This is a genomic window from Pseudomonas sp. NPDC086566 (assembly GCF_050280885.1).
In the GTDB taxonomy this organism is placed as follows: domain Bacteria; phylum Pseudomonadota; class Gammaproteobacteria; order Pseudomonadales; family Pseudomonadaceae; genus Aquipseudomonas; species Aquipseudomonas vlassakiae.
In genome coordinates this window covers 783,094-798,741 of sequence record NZ_JBNNWD010000001.1, presented here as the reverse complement: position 1 = coordinate 798,741, position 15,648 = coordinate 783,094, and the positions used below count along the sequence as shown (strand labels likewise).

Sequence of the window (15,648 nt, the reverse complement as noted above, 5' to 3'; positions counted from 1 at the left end):
GGCCTGAGCGCATATCTTTACTCAGGCATCACAGATCAGAAACTGGTAGAAATGCTAGTTTTATCAGGTGTCAGAAGGTGTAGGATACCCCGGCCTGCACCGTGCGCGGCGCGCCCGGGTACACATAGGTGTTGAACGCCCCCTCGTCATAACCCTTGTTGAACAGGTTCTTCACGTCCAGGTTCAAGCGCACGTGCTCATTGACCTTGTAGAAGCTCAGCAGGTCGACCACGCTGTAGCGCTCCATGGTGTAGGTACTGGCCGCCGTCTGCCCGGCGCGGTCATCCACGTACTTCACGCCAACCCCCAGACCCAGGCCCTTGGCCAGCCCGTCCTGGAACTCATAGGTATTGAGCAGGCTGAAGCTGTTGCGCGGGATGTTCGCCAGGCGGGTGCCGGTGGGGAGGCCGTTGTCCTTGGTCACCTCGGCATCGACGTAGGCATAGCCGCCGATCATCCGCCATTGCGGGGTCAGGTTGCCGGCGACGTTGATGTCCAGGCCGCGGCTGCGCACTTCACCGGCAGCGACGCTGTAGGTGCCGCTCGGGTCGTTCGGGTCGCGGGTGAGCACGTTTTCCTTGACGATGTGGTAGATCGCCGCGTCCACGCTCAGCTGGCGATCCAGCGCTTCCCACTTCACGCCCAGCTCGTATGACTTGCCCTTTTCCGGGTCGAAGCCCGTGCCTTGCAGGCTCGCGCCGCTGTTGGGCTTGAACGAGCGCGCGGTGTTGGCGTAGACGGCAACGGTGTCGGTCAGGTCGTAGATCAGGCCCAGGCGCGGGGTGACGCCGTTCTCACCCTTGCTGAAGTCACCGGCATTGTTGAGCTTGTTGTCGTAGTCATGTTCGTAGCGCTCGAAACGCACCCCGGCGAGGGCTTTCAGGCGCTCGGTCAGGGCCACCTGGTCCTGGATGAATGCCGCCCAGGTCTTGAGGTTTTCCTGGTCATAGGTGGTGGTGCGGGTCAGGGCAGGGCGCGGCTGGCCCAGCACCGGGTCGAAAATGTCGATCGGGTAGGCACCGCTACCGGCGGCCGAACGCTGGATGATCGAGTTGTAGTCGTAGTCTTCGTATTCGATACCGGTCAGCAGCGTATGGGCGAAGCCGCCCGTGTCGAAGTGGCCGGTGAGGTTGAGCTGGTAGTCACGGTCGGTCCACTCCAGCTTGCGGTAGTTGAAGTTGCGCCCCAGCGTGCGACCGTCGGCCTGCAGGCCGTTGGCTTCCACCGCATTGCCCTTGAGCGAGCCGTCCAGCCATTGCATGCCACCGCCCAGCGTCCAGTCGTCGTTGAGCAGGTGCTCGAAGCGCAACTGGGCCATGTCGTTGTCGTTGTGCAGCAGGTTGTCGCTGCCTTTTTCCCAGACGTTGGTGTCCCGCGAGGCAGTGCCGATCTGGCCGGGCAGGCGGGTCAGGCCGCGATCCAGCGGGTGGTTGTTGCGCATGAAGTCGCCTTCGAAGATGACATTGGTGGCGTCGTTGACCTGCCAGCTGATCACCGGTGCAACGTCATAGCGCTCGCTTTCGACATCGTCGCGGAAGCTTTCGCCACCTTCGCCCAGCACATTCAGGCGATACGCCAGCGAGCCATCGGCATTCAGCGGGCCGGTGGCGTCCAGGGTCGCCCGGTGCATGCCCTGGTCGTCGAGCTGGCTGCCGAGGGTCACCTTGGGCTCGGCCAGCGGCTGCTTGCTGACCACGTTGAACGTACCACCGGGGTCGCCACGGCCATACAGGCTGGTGGCCGGGCCGCGGATCACTTCCAGGCGCTCGACGGTGTTGGCGTCGGGGGCGTTGGGGTAGCCGCGGTTGATCGGGAAGCCGTTGCGGTAGAACTCGCCGGTGGTGAAGCCGCGCACGGTAAAGGTGGTCAGCCCCTGGCCGCCGAAGTTGTTGGCGCGGCCGACGCCGCCGGCGTAGTCCAGGCCATCCTGCAGGCGTGTGGCACCGGTGTCTTCGAGCACATCCTTGGGCACCACGCTGATCGACTGCGGGGTTTCGTGCAGGGCGGTGTCGGTGCGCGTGGCACTGGCCGAGCGGGTGGCCTTGTAGCCATCCACCGGGCCATCGGCGCGTTCGCTGTCGGCGCTGCTGGTGATGTTCAGGGCCTGGAGTTCGATCTGGGCGGGTTCGCCGAAAGGTTCAGGCTCGGCGAAGGCCAGCGGGGAGATAGCTTGAAGCACACAAAGCGAAACGAACGTGCGACGCATCGACAGTACGATCCTGGAGTAGGGCGCTGATGGGGAGTGGTAGAAGCGCCGAGAAACTACTACGAATCATTATCAAATGCATTCTTTTTAAATGGAACTGGTGTGCCAGATGCCATTAGCTTTGCAGGTCCGGCCTCTTCGCGGGTAAACCCGCTCCCACAGGGAGCCTGGAGTGCTTCGGGCTGATGGTATACCTGTGGGAGCGGGCTTGCCCGCGAAGAGGCCGGTTCGGGCCGTGCAAGTCTCAGCGGCTGTCCTTGATTGCCAGCACATTGCACAACGGATGCTCCAGCACGTGCGCCGTGGTACCACCCAGGAATGTCTGCATCGCATCATGCCGGTGGCTACCCATCACGATCACATCCATCCGGCTGTGGCTGACGAACCGGGCAATCGCGCGTATGGCCGCACCCTCGATAAAGTGCCGTCGCTCCAGTGGAATCTGGTGATGGTCGCCGAGCCGGTTGAAGGCCGGTCGCTGCGCCGCGCGCACACTGCCATCGAACCCCGGCATGGTGACCGTGCCGGCACCGAAGTCGGCGATATGGGTCTTGGCTGCATCGCACACATGCAGCAGGTGCAGTTCGGCGTTGCATTGCAAGGCCAGGGCATGGGCGCTGCGGATCACCCTGTCGTCCAGATGCTCGCCTGCGCCGTGGCAGTCGAGGTCCACCGCCGCCGCAATCTGCCGCGGCAGCGGCAGGCGGATGTCGCTGACCAGATGCACGGCGACCGGGCTTTCCTTGAGCAGTTGCCAGTCCAGCGGCGTGACCAGCAGGCGCTTGAGCACCGGCTCGTGCTGCACGTCCTTGATCAGCAGGTCGCAACCCAGCCGTTCGAGGCGTTCGAGCACGCTGCCCAGCGGGTCGCGGGTCAGCAGCAATTCGGTGGAGACATCCAGCCCGGCGTTGCCCAGTTGCTCAGCCTCGTCGGCGAGCCACTGGCGGTTGTCGGCGAGCAGGCGCTCACGTTCGTGGCCGTCGCTCATCAGGCCAAACGTGTCGACATCGTCGACGAATACATTGATATCCAGCAGGGCACCACTGGACTCGGCCAGGGCCGCCGCGCGCTGCAGCGCCGGGGTATGGCGCATTTGCGGGCCGAGCATGACGAACAGACGCTTGAACTGGCTCATCGCACACCTCCACGTGTGGCAGCCCCCCGGTTCATGCCATGTCATCTGGTCTGTACAGTCTAGACCCGGTTCAGCCAGGCAAAACCTTTCACGCTCGCTTCACCTTGCACTGATATCAGCGCGCCACTCATTGGGGTGACCATCGGCACCATGCTCGGGCGGGCGGTGGGCTCGGTGGTGGGCAAGCGCGCCGAGATCATGGTGGTATCGTACTGATGCTGGTCGGGGCAACTATTCTGTATGAGCACCTGACAGCGGTGTAACACGCAGGTTGTCGGGTATGATGCAGCCCCGATATTTTCCACGAGGCCTGCACCATGTCCCTGAGCGCTGAACAGATCGGCGAATTCCAAGCCTTCGCCGAGCAGCTGGCCGATGCCGCTGCGCTGGCGATCCAGCCGTACTTCCGCGCAAGCCTTGAGGTCGAGGACAAAGGCGGGCGTCTGTACGACCCGGTGACCGTGGCCGACAAGGCAGCCGAAGACGCCATGCGCGAGCTTATCCAGGCGCGCTATCCGGAGCACGGCATCCTCGGTGAAGAGGCCGGCGTCGCCGCAGGCAGCAGCCCGCTGACCTGGGTGCTCGACCCGATCGACGGCACCCGTGCGTTCATTACCGGCTTGCCGCTGTGGGGCACGCTGATTGCCCTGAACGATGGCACACGCCCGGTGGTGGGGGTGATGAACCAACCGTTCACCGGTGAACGCTTCGTCGGTACCCCGGCAGGCGCCTGGCGCAGCGGCACGCCGCTGAAAACCCGAGCCTGCGCCGACCTGGCTGCGGCCACGCTGATGTGCACCACGCCGGACATGTTCGACACCGCCGAGCGCAAGGCGGCGTTCGAGGCGGTGGCGGGCAAGGCGCGGCTGATGCGTTACGGTGGTGATTGCTACGCCTACTGTATGCTTGCATCGGGTTTCGTCGACGTGATCGTCGAGGCGAGCCTGCAGCCGTATGACGTGCAGGCGCTGATGCCGATCATCGAAGGGGCGGGCGGGGTGATCACTGCCTGGGATGGCAGCAGTGCGCAGCATGGCGGTTGTGTGGTGGCTTGTGGTGACCCGGCGCTGCATGCGCAGGTTGTGGAGATGCTCCGCCACGCCATGTGATGGATTTACCGGCCTCTTCGCGGGCAAGCCCGCTCCCACAAGTACTGCACTGCTCTCAAGGGCAGTGAGGTCCCTGTGGGAGCGGGCTTGCCCGCGAAGAGGCCGGTACAGGTATCCAGAATCTTTCATCACCGCACTTTTTCTTTTTTTCGGGCTCTATGCTTGGCCAGGCCGCGCTGATCCCCGGCGTGGCCGCCGATTCCGACCCGGTGCCGATGGTTGCAAGCAATCCCCGATTTTTCCCGCGCCTGCTACTGGCAGGCGCGCTGCTGGGCCTGGCCGGCTGCAGCCAACAGCAAGGCCACGACATCGTCAGCCAGTTCAGCAACGGCAAGCCCGGCGAGCTGTTCCAGACCAGCGTCGATCGTATGGCCACACTGGCGATGCGCGACAACCTGCAAAGCCTGTACCTGCTGATGAACAAGCTGTACCTGCGCAACCCCAACCAGTGGAAGATGTCCGGCTACCTCGACGCCGCCACGGCCGAACGCCAGATCCGCATCGCCATCGAACAGCGCCAACCCCTGCCGCAGTTGGGCAACCGGCGCGACCTCGCTGCACTGAGCCATGCCTTGAGCCCGGAGTTTCTCGGCGACCGGGTCGGCGCCTTCATCTACGCCATCGGCAGCATGCTGATCACCGCGCACGGCGGGCGTACCGAGTTCTACATGACCGATACCATCGACCCGCTGTTCGTCAGCAACGCGGCGCGCAATATCGAGAAGGCCACCTGGATGCTCAGCCAGCGCCAGGATGCCAACGGGGTGTTGCTGCTGTTTTCCAACGAGATTTCCGAAGAGGGCAGCAACCTGAGCTTCGCCGTGGAGTTCGGCAAGATCGTGGCGCGGCTGGATTTGCTGGCGGAGTTGCTGGACGAGCGCTATCGGCGGATCGGCTTGAACTATGCGCAAAGCCTGCTGCTGATGAACTTCCTGCCGGTACAGTGAGCCGGGGCTGTCCGATGATCGCCCGGCGAGTGGCACTCCGTTGTCCGCTATTCGCCCACCCAATCCGAACATCTGATTGCCCAAGCCCCGCCTTTTTGCTTAGCTGTAACCCGCGTGCGCCAGTGGTCGGCTGCCCCCGGAAACCCGACCCCGGCCCGATAGAATGACCGTGAACGACCGCAACCACCGGCCTAGGGCCAGTAGGAAGCGGCGCCCAGAACAATAACGATGCCGAGTGCCTTGCCTATGGAAAGCCGCCTGCTGAGCGAGCGCAGTAGTGTGTTCCATCACGCCGACCTTATGCGGTGTCCGACTACGTGAACCAGCACGTGGGCCAGCACTGCATCGGCCTGACACGTACCAGCCACCCCCAGGCCAGCCTCAGCCACCGCAAGTTCGCCGAACTCGACCTGTGCCGTATCAGCTACGGCGGCAGCGTGCGGGTCACCTCGCCGGCGCTGGAATCCATCTACCACTTGCAGGTCTTGCTCAACGGCAATTGCCTGTGGAGGGGGCACCAGCGCGAGCACCACCTGGTGCCGGGCGAACTGCTGCTGATCAACCCGGACGACCCGGTCGACCTGACCTATTCCGAAGACTGCGAAAAATTCATCCTCAAGGTGCCGACCCGCCTGCTCGACAGCATTTGTGACGAACAGCGCTGGCAACGGCCGGACGGCGGCGTGCGGTTCTTGCGCAACCACTACCGGCTGGAAGAGCTGGATGGCTTCGTCAACCTGCTGGCCATGGTTTGCCACGAAGCCGAGGTCAGTGGTTCGCTAGCGCGGGTGCAGGGGCACTACAGCCAGATCGTCGCCAGCAAGCTGATCACCCTGATGAGCACCAATATCCGCCGCGAAAGCCTGGGTGCGCCAGGGGCGAGCCTGGAGCGGATCCTCGAATACATCGAGCGTAATCTCAAGCTCGAAATGTCAGCCGAGGCGCTGGCGGAGCAGGCCTGCATCAGCGTGCGTTCGCTGTATGCGCTGTTCGATCGGCAGCTGCGTATGACGCCCAAGCAGTACGTGCGCCAGCGCAAGCTGGAGCGGGTGCATGCGTGCCTGCGTGACACCCGTTGCGCGGTGCGCAGTGTGACCGAGCTGGCCATGGATTACGGTTTCATGCACCTCGGGCGGTTCGCCGAGGTGTATCGCCAGCACTTTGGCGAGCTGCCTTCGGAAACCCTCAGGCAGCGCCACTGAGAGAGCTTACAACGGGTAGTGCTTGAGTTCGCGTGCGATCAGCATGCGCTGGATTTCGCTCGACCCCTCGTAGATCTGAGTGATGCGCGCATCGCGGTAGTAGCGCTCGACCGGGTAGTCCTCCAGATACCCATACCCACCATGCACCTGAATCGCCATCGAGCACACCCGCTCGGCCATTTCCGAAGCGAACAGCTTGGCCTGCGAGGCCTCCGACAGGCACGGCTTGCCTGCGGTGCGCAGCCGGGCGGCATGCAGGATCAGCAAGCGTGCCGCATTCACCTGCACCTGCATGTCGGCCAGCAGGTTGGCAATGCTCTGGTGTTCGTTGATCGGCTTGCCGAACTGGATACGATCGCGTGAATACGCCAGCGCCGCCTCGAACGCAGCACGGGCAATGCCCAGCGCCTGGGCGGCGATGCCGATGCGGCCGCCTTCGAGGTTGGACAGGGCGATGGCCAGGCCCTTGCCGCGCTCACCGAGGATGTTGGCTGCCGGGATGCGGCAGTTGTCGAAGGTCACCGCGCAGGTGTCGGAGGCGCGGATGCCCATCTTGTGCTCGCTGCGGTCGACCTTGAAGCCTGGGTTGTCGGTCGGCACCAGGAAGGCCGACAGGCCTTTCTTGCCCAGCTCCGGGTCGGTGACGGCGAAGACGATCGCCAATCCGGCGCGGCGTGCGTTGCTGACGAACTGCTTGGCGCCGTTGATCACCCACTGGCCATCGACCAGCTCGGCGCGGGTGCGCAGGTTGTGTGCTTCGGAGCCGGCCTGTGGCTCGGTCAGGCAGAAGCAGCCGATCACCTCGCCAGTGGCCAGGCGAGGCAACCAGGCCTGTTGCTGCTCAGCCGTGCCGTAGGCGAGCAGGGGGCCGCAACCGACCGAGTTGTGGATGCTCATCATCGCGCCAGTGGCGCCACAGCCAGCAGCGATTTCCTCGACTGCCAGGGCGTAGGCGACGTAGTCGGTGTAGCTGCCGCCGAACGCCTCGGGCACGACCATGCCCAGCAGGCCCAGTTCGCCCATCTTGCGCACCACGCCATCGTCGATCCAGCCAGCCTTTTCCCAGGCCTGGGCATGCGGCGCGATCTCGCCACGGGCGAAGTCCCGGGCCATGTCGCGGATCATGATCTGTTCTTCGTTCAGTTCCAGGTCTTGCATCTGTGTACTCCCGGGCTCACAGGCCTTCGAAGAATTGGTCGACCCGCTGGCGCGACAACCCGGCCAGGGTTGGCGGGTTCCAGCGCGGCTGCTTGTCCTTGTCGATGATCAGGGCACGCACGCCCTCGATGATGTCGCCGTACTGGAACCACTGGCGGTCGATGTGCAGTTCCATGGCGAAGCAGTCTTCCAGTGCCAGGTGGCGACCGCGGCGCAGCATCTCCAGGGTAACCGCCATGGCCAGCGGCGAGCGGCTTTCCAGCTGTTCGGCGGTGGCCAACGCCCATGGGTGGCTGTCGCCGATGCGCACCGCACGCAGTTGTTCGATGATCGCCGCCAGGTCGGGCTGGGCGAAGAAATGGTCGATGGCCGGGCGCAGTTTTTCCAGCGGCGCATCGCCCAGCACCTGGCTGCCGAGCTTGGCCAGCAGGTTCTGCAGGTCCTTGAGCGGGTGAGCGCCAAAGCGCAGGGTATCCAGCCCTTGATCCAGGGCTGCGAGTTTGTCGCTGCTCAGGTACCAGTCGGCCAGCCCGCAGTACAGGGCATCGGCGGCCTGGATCTGAGCGCCGCTGACGCCCAGGTAGGTGCCCAGTTCGCCCGGGATGCGCGACAGGAAGTAGCTGCCACCGACATCCGGGAAGTAGCCGATGCCGACCTCGGGCATGCCCAGCCGGCTGCGTTCGGTGACGATCCGCAGGTCGCAGCCTTGGGCCAGGCCCATGCCGCCGCCGAGGGTAAAGCCGTCCATCAGCACCAGCACCGGCTTGCGGTAGCGGTGGATGGCCAGGTCCAGGGCGTATTCTTCGACGAAGAAGTCTTCGTGCAGGGTATCGCCTGCTTTGTAGCTGTCGTGCAGCGAGCGGATGTCGCCACCGGCGCAGAAGCCCTTGGGGCCTTCGCCGCGCAGCACCACGGCTTGCACCTGAGGGTCGTCGGCCCACTGGTCGAAGTGCTGGCGCAGGCTGCGCACCATGTCCAGGGTCAGGGCATTGAGGCCGGCTGGGCGGTTGAGGGTGAGGTGGCCAATCTGGTTGCGGACCTCGGCCAGTACATGAGCCGTTGCCGAGGTATGAGCGTGCGCGGTCATCGCGTTCTCCCTGCTTTGTTATTGATTTTCCAAGTGAAGTCTGGAGTGCGCTGGAGGATCGCTGGATCCTGGCATGCGAAATTATCTTGCGCAATGGACAAATCTGCAGGGGGATCGTGCGTTTTTGCCTTGAATTGTTCATGGCTTGGGTTTTGCGGCGCTCGATCTCGAAACCCCTGAAAATCCAGCGCCAGGCACCTCGAACCACAAACCATTACTCCAACCGTAACGATCAGCCCCCCAGCTTGATTGATCCCCCAATCCCGCTCGGCCTACTGTGCCCCCACGACAGCGAACCCGTGGAGTCACCTGATGACCATAACAAAGAATCCACCGCCGCAATGGTCCAGGCGGCGCGCCGAGAAGCAGCGCCGCCTGGACCGCGTCCGTCACTTGGCCGACGGTGTGGTGCTGCCCACCGAGCGGATCGTCGAAGCCCTCGAGCTGCTGATCGCCCCCGGCGACCGCGTGGTGCTCGAGGGCAACAACCAGAAGCAGGCCGACTTTCTCTCGCGTTCGCTGGCCAAGGCCGACCCTGAGCGCCTGCACGACTTGCACATGATCATGCCCAGCGTCAGCCGCGCCGAGCACCTGGACCTGTTCGAGCGCGGCATCGCCCGCAAGCTCGACTTCTCGTTCGCCGGCCCGCAGAGCCTGCGCATCGGCCAGCTGCTGGAAGACGGCCTGCTCGAAGTCGGCGCCATCCACACCTATATCGAGCTGTACTCGCGGCTGTTGGTCGACCTGATCCCCAATGTCACCCTGGTCGCCGGCTTCATGGCCGACCGCGACGGCAACCTGTACACCGGCCCCAGCACCGAAGACACGCCAGCGCTGGTCGAGCCAGCCGCCTTCAGCGACGGCCTGGTGATCGCCCAGGTCAACCGGTTGGTGGAGCGGGTCGACGACCTGCCACGGGTGGATATTCCGGCATCCTGGGTCGACTTCGTGGTGGTCGCTGACCAGCCGTTCTACATCGAACCGCTGTTCACCCGCGACCCACGGCACATCAAGCCGGTGCATGTGCTGATGGCAATGATGGCGATCCGCGGCATCTACGAAAAACACCAGGTGCAGTCGCTGAACCACGGTATCGGTTTCAACACCGCCGCCATCGAACTGATCCTGCCGACCTACGGCGCATCGCTGGGCCTCAAAGGCAAGATTTGCCGCAACTGGACGCTCAACCCGCACCCGACCCTGATCCCGGCCATCGAGACCGGTTGGGTCGAAAGCGTGCACTGCTTCGGTACCGAGTTGGGGATGGAGGACTACATCGCCCAGCGCCCGGACGTGTTCTTCACCGGCCGCGATGGTTCGCTGCGCTCCAACCGGATGATGTGCCAACTGGCCGGGCAATACGCGGTCGACCTGTTCATCGGCGCCACTCTGCAGGTCGACGGCGACGGCCATTCCTCGACCGTCACCCGTGGCCGCCTGGCCGGTTTTGGCGGGGCGCCGAACATGGGGCACGACCCTCGCGGGCGGCGCCATGCGACTCCGGCCTGGCTCGACATGACCGTGCCCGAGACCCTGCTCGAACGCGGCCGCAAGCTGGTGGTACAGATGGTCGAGACCTACCAGGAAGGTGGCAAACCGACCTTCGTCGAAAAACTCGACGCCGTGGACGTAGCGAAGAAAGCCGGCATGCCCCTGGCGCCGGTGATGATCTACGGCGACGACGTCACCCACATGCTCACCGAAGAAGGCATCGCCTACCTGTACAAGGCGCGCAGCCTGGAAGAACGCCAGCAGATGATCGCCGCCGTCGCCGGCGTCACCGCCATCGGCCTGCGTCACGATCCCAAAAACACCCTGCGCCTGCGCCAGCAAGGCCTGATCGCCTTGCCGGAGGACCTCGGCATCCGCCGCACCGACGCCAGCCGCGAGTTGCTCGCCGCGCGCAGCATCGCCGACCTGGTCGAGTGGTCCGGCGGCCTCTACAACCCGCCCGCACGGTTCAGGAGCTGGTAAATGACGGCATACGCAATCTCTGTAGGAGCGGCGTCAGCTGCGAAGGGGCCGGACCTGCAAACCAATAGCTCGCAGGCCGACCGACTTGCCGACCTGGCCGTCGAGGCCCTCATCGACGAAGCCGACCTGTCGCCCAAACCCGGCCTGGTCGACCGCCGCAGCAGTGGCGCCCACGCCGACATGACCCTGGCCATGATGCACGCCTCGGCGCTGGCCCTGTGGCCATGCCTGCGGCAGATGGCCGAAGCGGCGCAAGCCCATGGCGAAATCGGCCCACCGCTGCGCGCCGAACTGGGCCGTATCGGCCGCGCAGGCGAACAGGCCATGCTCGCCACCACAGGCGGCATCAACACCCATCGCGGCGCAATCTGGGCCCTTGGCCTGCTGGTCGCCGCACAAGCGCTCGATGTCAAAGCCGCGCCCCAGGCAGTTGCCGCCCGCGCCGGCCGCATCGCCCTGATCGACGACCCGGTTGCCATCGCACAAGACAGCCACGGCATCCAGGTGCGCCAGCGCTACGGCGCCGGAGGGGCCCGCGAACAGGCCCAACAAGGCTTCCCCGCCGTGCTCGAACACGGCCTGCCCCAACTGCGCCGCAGCCGTGCCGCCGGCGCCAGCGAAAGCCAGGCCCGGCTGGATGCCTTGCTGGCGATCATGGCCGCGCTCAGTGACACCTGCGTGCTCTGGCGCGCCGGCCCGCACGGCCTGCACACCTTGCAAGCGGGGGCCCGCGCAGTGCTCGATGCCGGCGGCTGCGCCAGCCTCGCTGGCCGCCGTCAGCTGCGCCTGCTGGACGCGCAACTGCTGCAACTCAATGCCTCACCGGGTGGCGCTGCCGATCTGTTGGCCGCCTGCCTGTTCCTCGACAACGCCGGGAGCCTGTGAAATGGAAACCCTGAACTTTCAATTCCCCGCCGCCGAACCTGGCCGCGGCCGCACCTTGGTCGGCTGCGTCAGCTCCGGCGACCTGGAAGTGCTGATCGAACCCGGCAGCGCCGGCCGCCTGGAGATCCAGGTGGTCACCTCGGTCAACGGCAGTAGCGCCCGCTGGAGCCAACTGTTCCAGCGCCTGTTCGACGGCCGCACGCTACCTGCCGTGAAGATCGACATCCATGACTTCGGCGCTACCCCAGGCGTGGTGCGCCTGCGCCTGGAGCAAGGCTTGGAGGAGATTGCCCGTGACTGACACCGCCCGCCTGTTGCAAAACCGCAGCTTCGTCGAGCTGGGCGCTCGCCAACGCGCTCGCGCCTTGCTCGACCCTGGCAGCTTCCGCGAACTGCTCGGCCCGTTCGACCGCCTGATGTCGCCGTGGCTGCCGCACCAAGGCATCGTGCCCCAGGCCGATGACGGCGTGGTCATCGCCAAGGGCCGGCTCAATGGCCGCCAGACCGTGCTCGCCGCCATCGAAGGTGCCTTCCAGGGCGGTAGCATGGGCGAAGTGGGTGGCGCCAAGATTGCCGGCGCCCTGGAGCTGGCCATCGAGGACAACCGCAACGGCATCCCCACCTGCGCCGTGCTGCTGTTGGAAACCGGCGGCGTACGCCTGCAAGAGGCCAACCTCGGCCTGGCAGCGATTGCCGAGATCCAGGCGGCGATTGTCGAACTGCGCGCCCATCAACCGGTGATCGGCTTGATCGCAGGCTCGGTCGGTTGCTTCGGTGGCATGTCCATCGCGGCCGGGCTGTGCAGCCACCTGCTGGTCACCCGCGAGGCGCGGTTGGGCCTCAATGGCCCGCAAGTGATCGAGCAGGAGGCCGGTATCGCCGAGTACGACGCCAAGGACCGCCCCTTCATCTGGAGCCTGACCGGTGGCGAACAACGGTACGCCAGCGGCCTGGTGGATGCCTTTGCCGCAGACGACGTCGACAGCCTGCGCCAGCAATTGCTGCAGCTGCTGGACGCGCCGTCGGCCAACCGCGCCAACCGCCACGCCTGGTATCTGCAACGCCTGGCCAGCCTGGGCGCCGACTGCCCGCAACTGGACGCCGCCGCCGTGCGTGCCCTCTACCAAGGAGATGCCCCATGAACCGTGCCCTGAACTGGCTGCCCGGCCTGGCCGCGGGCGGACCGCTGGCAGGCTATCCCGCCTCGTTGCGAGTGGTCGATGGCGAACTGGACAACCGCCTGGCGCGCTTCATTGCGGTAGTGCCGGACGCACACAACCCGTTCCCAAGAGCGCGTGCGGGCGAAGTCGGCCTGCTGGAAGGCTGGGGCCTGGCCAAGGCTGTCAGCGATGCGGTCGAACTGGACCGCGAGGGTGAAAAGCGCGTCATCGTTGCCGTCATCGATGTGCCAAGCCAGGCCTATGGCCGACGCGAGGAAGCCTTGGGGATTCATCAGGCATTGGCTGGCGCTGTGCAGGCTTACGCGCAAGCGCGCCTGGCGGGGCACCCGGTGATTGGCCTTCTGGTCGGCAAGGCCATGTCCGGTGCCTTCCTGGCCCACGGCTACCAGGCGCAACGGCTGATCGCCCTGGATGACAGCGGGGTGATGGTGCATGCCATGGGCAAGGCGGCAGCGGCACGCATCACCCTGCGCAGTGTCGAGCAACTGGAGGCGCTGGCCGCCGAGGTGCCGCCGATGGCCTATGACCTCGCCAGTTACGCCTCGCTGGGCTTGCTGTGGCGGCGCCTGCAGGTCGCAAGTGCCGAGGCGCCGAATGCTGCCGACATTGCGCAGGTGCGTGCCTGCCTGGCCGACGCCGTGCGTGATATCGGCCATTCGACTGACCTGGCATCGCGGTTGAACGGTGAGAACCGCAGTGCCTCGCGCGACGTACGCGCACGCCTGCGCAGCCAGTGGCAGGAGGCCTGATGAACCAGCCGCAGCCACATGACCTGCTCTGGGGCATGCCCGCAGCCGGCCTGCCTGGCGACGCGCCTGCCTGGGCCGTGCAGGCACTGGCCACCGGGCAGCCGGTGGTGGTGCGGCGTGCCGCCTGCGCCAGCGGCTGGGTGGCCGTGGGCGTGCGCGGGCAGGGCCGTGAGCAGCGCCTGGGGGTGCTGATGCGTTTACGTGATATCCACCGGCAAACAAGCCCCGAGGCGCTGCGCGGCGCAGGTGACGGGGCGTGGCCAGCCCTGCGGGCGCTGGCCTCGGTGGCGCCGGTGCTCGATGCCAGCGGGCTGGCCTGGGGGCCGACCGGGGGCGTCGGTTACCAGCTGGCCACCGGCTGCAACGTGGTGCATGGCGCCAGTGACCTCGATCTGCTGGTGCGTACACCCCAGCGCATGACCCGGGCGAAGGCGCGCGAGTTGCTCGACATTCTGGACTGCGGCCCATGCCGGATCGATGTGCAACTGGAGACGCCGGCGGGTGCGGTCGCCCTGCGTGAATGGGCCGGCATGGCGCGCCGGATTCTGCTCAAATCGTGCCATGGCGCACGCCTGATAGCGGACCCCTGGCATGTGCTGGAGTCTGCAGCGTGAGCAGCCTGTTTGCCTTCCCTGGTCAGGGCGCGCAACAGGCAGGCATGTTGCAACGCTTGCCCGAGGGCGCCAGGCCGTTGCTGGAAGAGGCCAGTGATGCGCTGGGCGAACAGGTTCTGGCCCTCGACAGTACGCAGGCATTGCAGTCGACCCGCGCCGTGCAGCTGTGCCTGCTGCTGGCCGGGGTGGCCTGGGCACGCTGGTTGCTGCAGCGCAGCCCGGCACCGGGCTATGTTGCCGGCCTGTCCATCGGCGCTTATCCCGCCGCCGTGACCGCCGGGGCGCTGGCGTTTGCCGATGCGGTGCGCCTGGTGGCCCTGCGTGGTGAACTGATGCAGCGGGCCTATCCGCAGGGCTATGGCATGACCGCCCTCAACGGCCTCGACTTGAGCAGTGTCGAAGGCTTGCTGGCCGAGGTGGGCGGTGAGGTGTACCTGGCCAACCTCAACAGCGACAACCAGATCGTCATCGCCGGCAGCGACACCGCCATGGCCGAGGTCGCTGCCAGGGCTCGCCAACGTGGCCAGGGCGTGGCCCGACGCCTGGCGGTGAGTGTGCCATCCCACTGCGCGTTGCTCGACGGCCCCGCCGCCGAGCTGGCAGCTGCCTTTGCCAGCGTCGAACTGCGTCGCCCGCGCATCACTTACCTGAGCGGCAGCAGTGCGCGGCCGATCTTCGATCCACAACGCCTGCGCGATGACCTGGCCGGCAACATGGCCCGGCTGGTCGACTGGCGTGCTACGTTGCGCAACGCCTATGAGCGCGGCGTGCGCCTGCAGGTGGAAATACCGCCGGGCAGCGTGCTCAGCGGCCTGGCCCGCCCGGTGTTCGAACAGGGCAGGGTGGTTGCCCTCGACGCCACCCGTTGGGATACCGTCGACGCGCTGTTGCGCCAGGAGGTGGCCGACAACCGATGACGGCGCTGCAACTCGAAGAACAACAACAAGCAACTTCGACTCAAGCTGAGGACAACAACAATGATCATCTATGGTGTGGCTCTGCTGGCGGTATGCACGCTGGCTGGCGTTATCGTCGGCGACTTCCTGGGCGTGCTGCTGGGCGTCAAATCCAATGTGGGCGGGGTCGGCATCGCCATGATCCTGCTGATCTGCGCACGGCTGTACATGCACCGCAATGGCGGCATGAGCAAGGAGTGCGAGTTCGGTGTCGGCTTCTGGGGCGCCATGTACATCCCGGTGGTGGTGGCCATGGCCGCCCAGCAGAACGTGGTGACCGCCTTGCACGGCGGGCCGGTGGCGCTGCTGGCGGCGATCGGAGCGGTGCTTGTGTGCGGGCTGACCATTGCCGTGATCAGCCGCAGCCATCGCGGCGAACCGCTGCCGGCGCCTGATGCGCCGGAGGTTGCCAATGCGCAGGCCGCCCCTGCAGGAGGGCACTGAT

Annotated in this window: 14 protein-coding genes and 2 pseudogenes; 12 read left to right on the top strand and 4 right to left on the bottom strand. The window is 65.7% G+C overall.

The annotated features are described in order from the left end of the window. Positions 1 to 70: 70 nt before the first annotated feature. Positions 71 to 2,206, bottom strand: a complete 2,136-nt coding sequence (locus ACQKPS_RS03800; RefSeq protein ID WP_427602805.1) for a TonB-dependent siderophore receptor — start codon at positions 2,204 to 2,206, stop codon at positions 71 to 73. A 244-nt stretch (positions 2,207 to 2,450) separates the two neighbouring features. Next, on the bottom strand, positions 2,451 to 3,341 hold the full coding sequence (locus ACQKPS_RS03795; protein ID WP_427602803.1) for a universal stress protein: 891 nt from the start codon (positions 3,339 to 3,341) through the stop codon (positions 2,451 to 2,453). A 135-nt stretch (positions 3,342 to 3,476) separates the two neighbouring features. Here ACQKPS_RS03795 and ACQKPS_RS03790 point away from each other — a divergent pair. The 4 genes and pseudogenes from ACQKPS_RS03790 to ACQKPS_RS03775 form a co-directional block, all read left to right on the top strand. Then, positions 3,477 to 3,604: pseudogene (locus tag ACQKPS_RS03790) on the top strand (manganese efflux pump); the annotation flags it as partial. Positions 3,605 to 3,658: 54 nt separating this feature from the next. After that, positions 3,659 to 4,450 (top strand): histidinol-phosphatase, encoded by a 792-nt coding sequence (gene hisN, locus ACQKPS_RS03785; RefSeq protein ID WP_427602801.1) that lies wholly within the window; start codon positions 3,659 to 3,661, stop codon positions 4,448 to 4,450. Positions 4,451 to 4,665: 215 nt separating this feature from the next. Next, on the top strand, positions 4,666 to 5,397 hold the full coding sequence (locus tag ACQKPS_RS03780) for a hypothetical protein (protein WP_427602893.1): 732 nt from the start codon (positions 4,666 to 4,668) through the stop codon (positions 5,395 to 5,397). 246 nt (positions 5,398 to 5,643) lie between these two features. Further along, a pseudogene (locus tag ACQKPS_RS03775) lies at positions 5,644 to 6,599 on the top strand (AraC family transcriptional regulator). 6 nt (positions 6,600 to 6,605) lie between these two features. On the opposite strand, the gene ACQKPS_RS03770 reads toward ACQKPS_RS03775, so the two are convergent. Together ACQKPS_RS03770 and ACQKPS_RS03765 are read right to left on the bottom strand one after the other, a co-directional pair. Then, positions 6,606 to 7,757, bottom strand: a complete 1,152-nt coding sequence (locus ACQKPS_RS03770) for an acyl-CoA dehydrogenase family protein (RefSeq protein WP_254485348.1) — start codon at positions 7,755 to 7,757, stop codon at positions 6,606 to 6,608. A 16-nt stretch (positions 7,758 to 7,773) separates the two neighbouring features. After that, complete coding sequence (locus ACQKPS_RS03765) at positions 7,774 to 8,844, bottom strand: enoyl-CoA hydratase/isomerase family protein (protein WP_254485349.1); 1,071 nt, start codon at positions 8,842 to 8,844, stop codon at positions 7,774 to 7,776. Between the two features lie 312 nt (positions 8,845 to 9,156). Here ACQKPS_RS03765 and mdcA point away from each other — a divergent pair, with 312 nt between their 5' ends. The 8 genes from mdcA to madL are packed head-to-tail and all read left to right on the top strand — an operon-like array spanning position 9,157 to position 15,647. Continuing rightward, positions 9,157 to 10,818: a malonate decarboxylase subunit alpha gene (gene mdcA, locus ACQKPS_RS03760; RefSeq protein WP_427602798.1), complete on the top strand. Its 1,662-nt coding sequence runs from the start codon at positions 9,157 to 9,159 to the stop codon at positions 10,816 to 10,818. Then, positions 10,819 to 11,703, top strand: coding sequence for a triphosphoribosyl-dephospho-CoA synthase (locus ACQKPS_RS03755; protein WP_427602796.1), 885 nt, complete (start codon positions 10,819 to 10,821; stop codon positions 11,701 to 11,703). Position 11,704: 1 nt separating this feature from the next. Then, positions 11,705 to 12,004, top strand: a complete 300-nt coding sequence (locus ACQKPS_RS03750) for a malonate decarboxylase subunit delta (protein ID WP_427602794.1) — start codon at positions 11,705 to 11,707, stop codon at positions 12,002 to 12,004. After that, positions 11,997 to 12,845, top strand: coding sequence for a biotin-independent malonate decarboxylase subunit beta (locus ACQKPS_RS03745; protein WP_427602792.1), 849 nt, complete (start codon positions 11,997 to 11,999; stop codon positions 12,843 to 12,845). Before ACQKPS_RS03750 ends, ACQKPS_RS03745 begins: the two co-directional genes overlap by 8 nt. After that, positions 12,842 to 13,633 carry a biotin-independent malonate decarboxylase subunit gamma gene (gene mdcE, locus ACQKPS_RS03740; protein ID WP_427602791.1) on the top strand — a complete coding sequence of 264 codons (792 nt, stop codon included), beginning with the start codon at positions 12,842 to 12,844 and terminating at the stop codon, positions 13,631 to 13,633. Before ACQKPS_RS03745 ends, mdcE begins: the two co-directional genes overlap by 4 nt. After that, positions 13,633 to 14,247: a malonate decarboxylase holo-ACP synthase gene (locus ACQKPS_RS03735; protein ID WP_427602789.1), complete on the top strand. Its 615-nt coding sequence runs from the start codon at positions 13,633 to 13,635 to the stop codon at positions 14,245 to 14,247. The genes mdcE and ACQKPS_RS03735 overlap by 1 nt, the downstream gene beginning before the upstream one ends. Next, positions 14,244 to 15,164, top strand: a complete 921-nt coding sequence (gene mdcH / locus ACQKPS_RS03730) for a malonate decarboxylase subunit epsilon (RefSeq protein WP_427602787.1) — start codon at positions 14,244 to 14,246, stop codon at positions 15,162 to 15,164. The genes ACQKPS_RS03735 and mdcH overlap by 4 nt, the downstream gene beginning before the upstream one ends. A gap of 60 nt (positions 15,165 to 15,224) precedes the next feature. Further along, a complete protein-coding gene (madL, locus tag ACQKPS_RS03725) occupies positions 15,225 to 15,647 on the top strand; it encodes a malonate transporter subunit MadL (RefSeq protein ID WP_427602785.1) in 423 nt (140 codons plus the stop codon). The last annotated feature ends 1 nt before the right edge of the window (position 15,648 follow it).

Bases quoted from the DNA above. Each gene is read 5' to 3' on its own strand.
- ACQKPS_RS03800 (WP_427602805.1), bottom strand. From the start codon at position 2,206: ATGCGTCGCACGTTCGTTTCGCTTTGTGTGCTTCAAGCTATCTCCCCG.
- ACQKPS_RS03795 (WP_427602803.1), bottom strand. From the start codon at position 3,341: ATGAGCCAGTTCAAGCGTCTGTTCGTCATGCTCGGCCCGCAAATGCGC.
- hisN (WP_427602801.1), top strand. From the start codon at position 3,659: ATGTCCCTGAGCGCTGAACAGATCGGCGAATTCCAAGCCTTCGCCGAG.
- ACQKPS_RS03780 (WP_427602893.1), top strand. From the start codon at position 4,666: ATGGTTGCAAGCAATCCCCGATTTTTCCCGCGCCTGCTACTGGCAGGC.
- ACQKPS_RS03770 (WP_254485348.1), bottom strand. From the start codon at position 7,757: ATGCAAGACCTGGAACTGAACGAAGAACAGATCATGATCCGCGACATG.
- ACQKPS_RS03765 (WP_254485349.1), bottom strand. From the start codon at position 8,844: ATGACCGCGCACGCTCATACCTCGGCAACGGCTCATGTACTGGCCGAG.
- mdcA (WP_427602798.1), top strand. From the start codon at position 9,157: ATGACCATAACAAAGAATCCACCGCCGCAATGGTCCAGGCGGCGCGCC.
- ACQKPS_RS03755 (WP_427602796.1), top strand. From the start codon at position 10,819: ATGACGGCATACGCAATCTCTGTAGGAGCGGCGTCAGCTGCGAAGGGG.
- ACQKPS_RS03750 (WP_427602794.1), top strand. From the start codon at position 11,705: ATGGAAACCCTGAACTTTCAATTCCCCGCCGCCGAACCTGGCCGCGGC.
- mdcE (WP_427602791.1), top strand. From the start codon at position 12,842: ATGAACCGTGCCCTGAACTGGCTGCCCGGCCTGGCCGCGGGCGGACCG.
- ACQKPS_RS03735 (WP_427602789.1), top strand. From the start codon at position 13,633: ATGAACCAGCCGCAGCCACATGACCTGCTCTGGGGCATGCCCGCAGCC.
- madL (WP_427602785.1), top strand. From the start codon at position 15,225: ATGATCATCTATGGTGTGGCTCTGCTGGCGGTATGCACGCTGGCTGGC.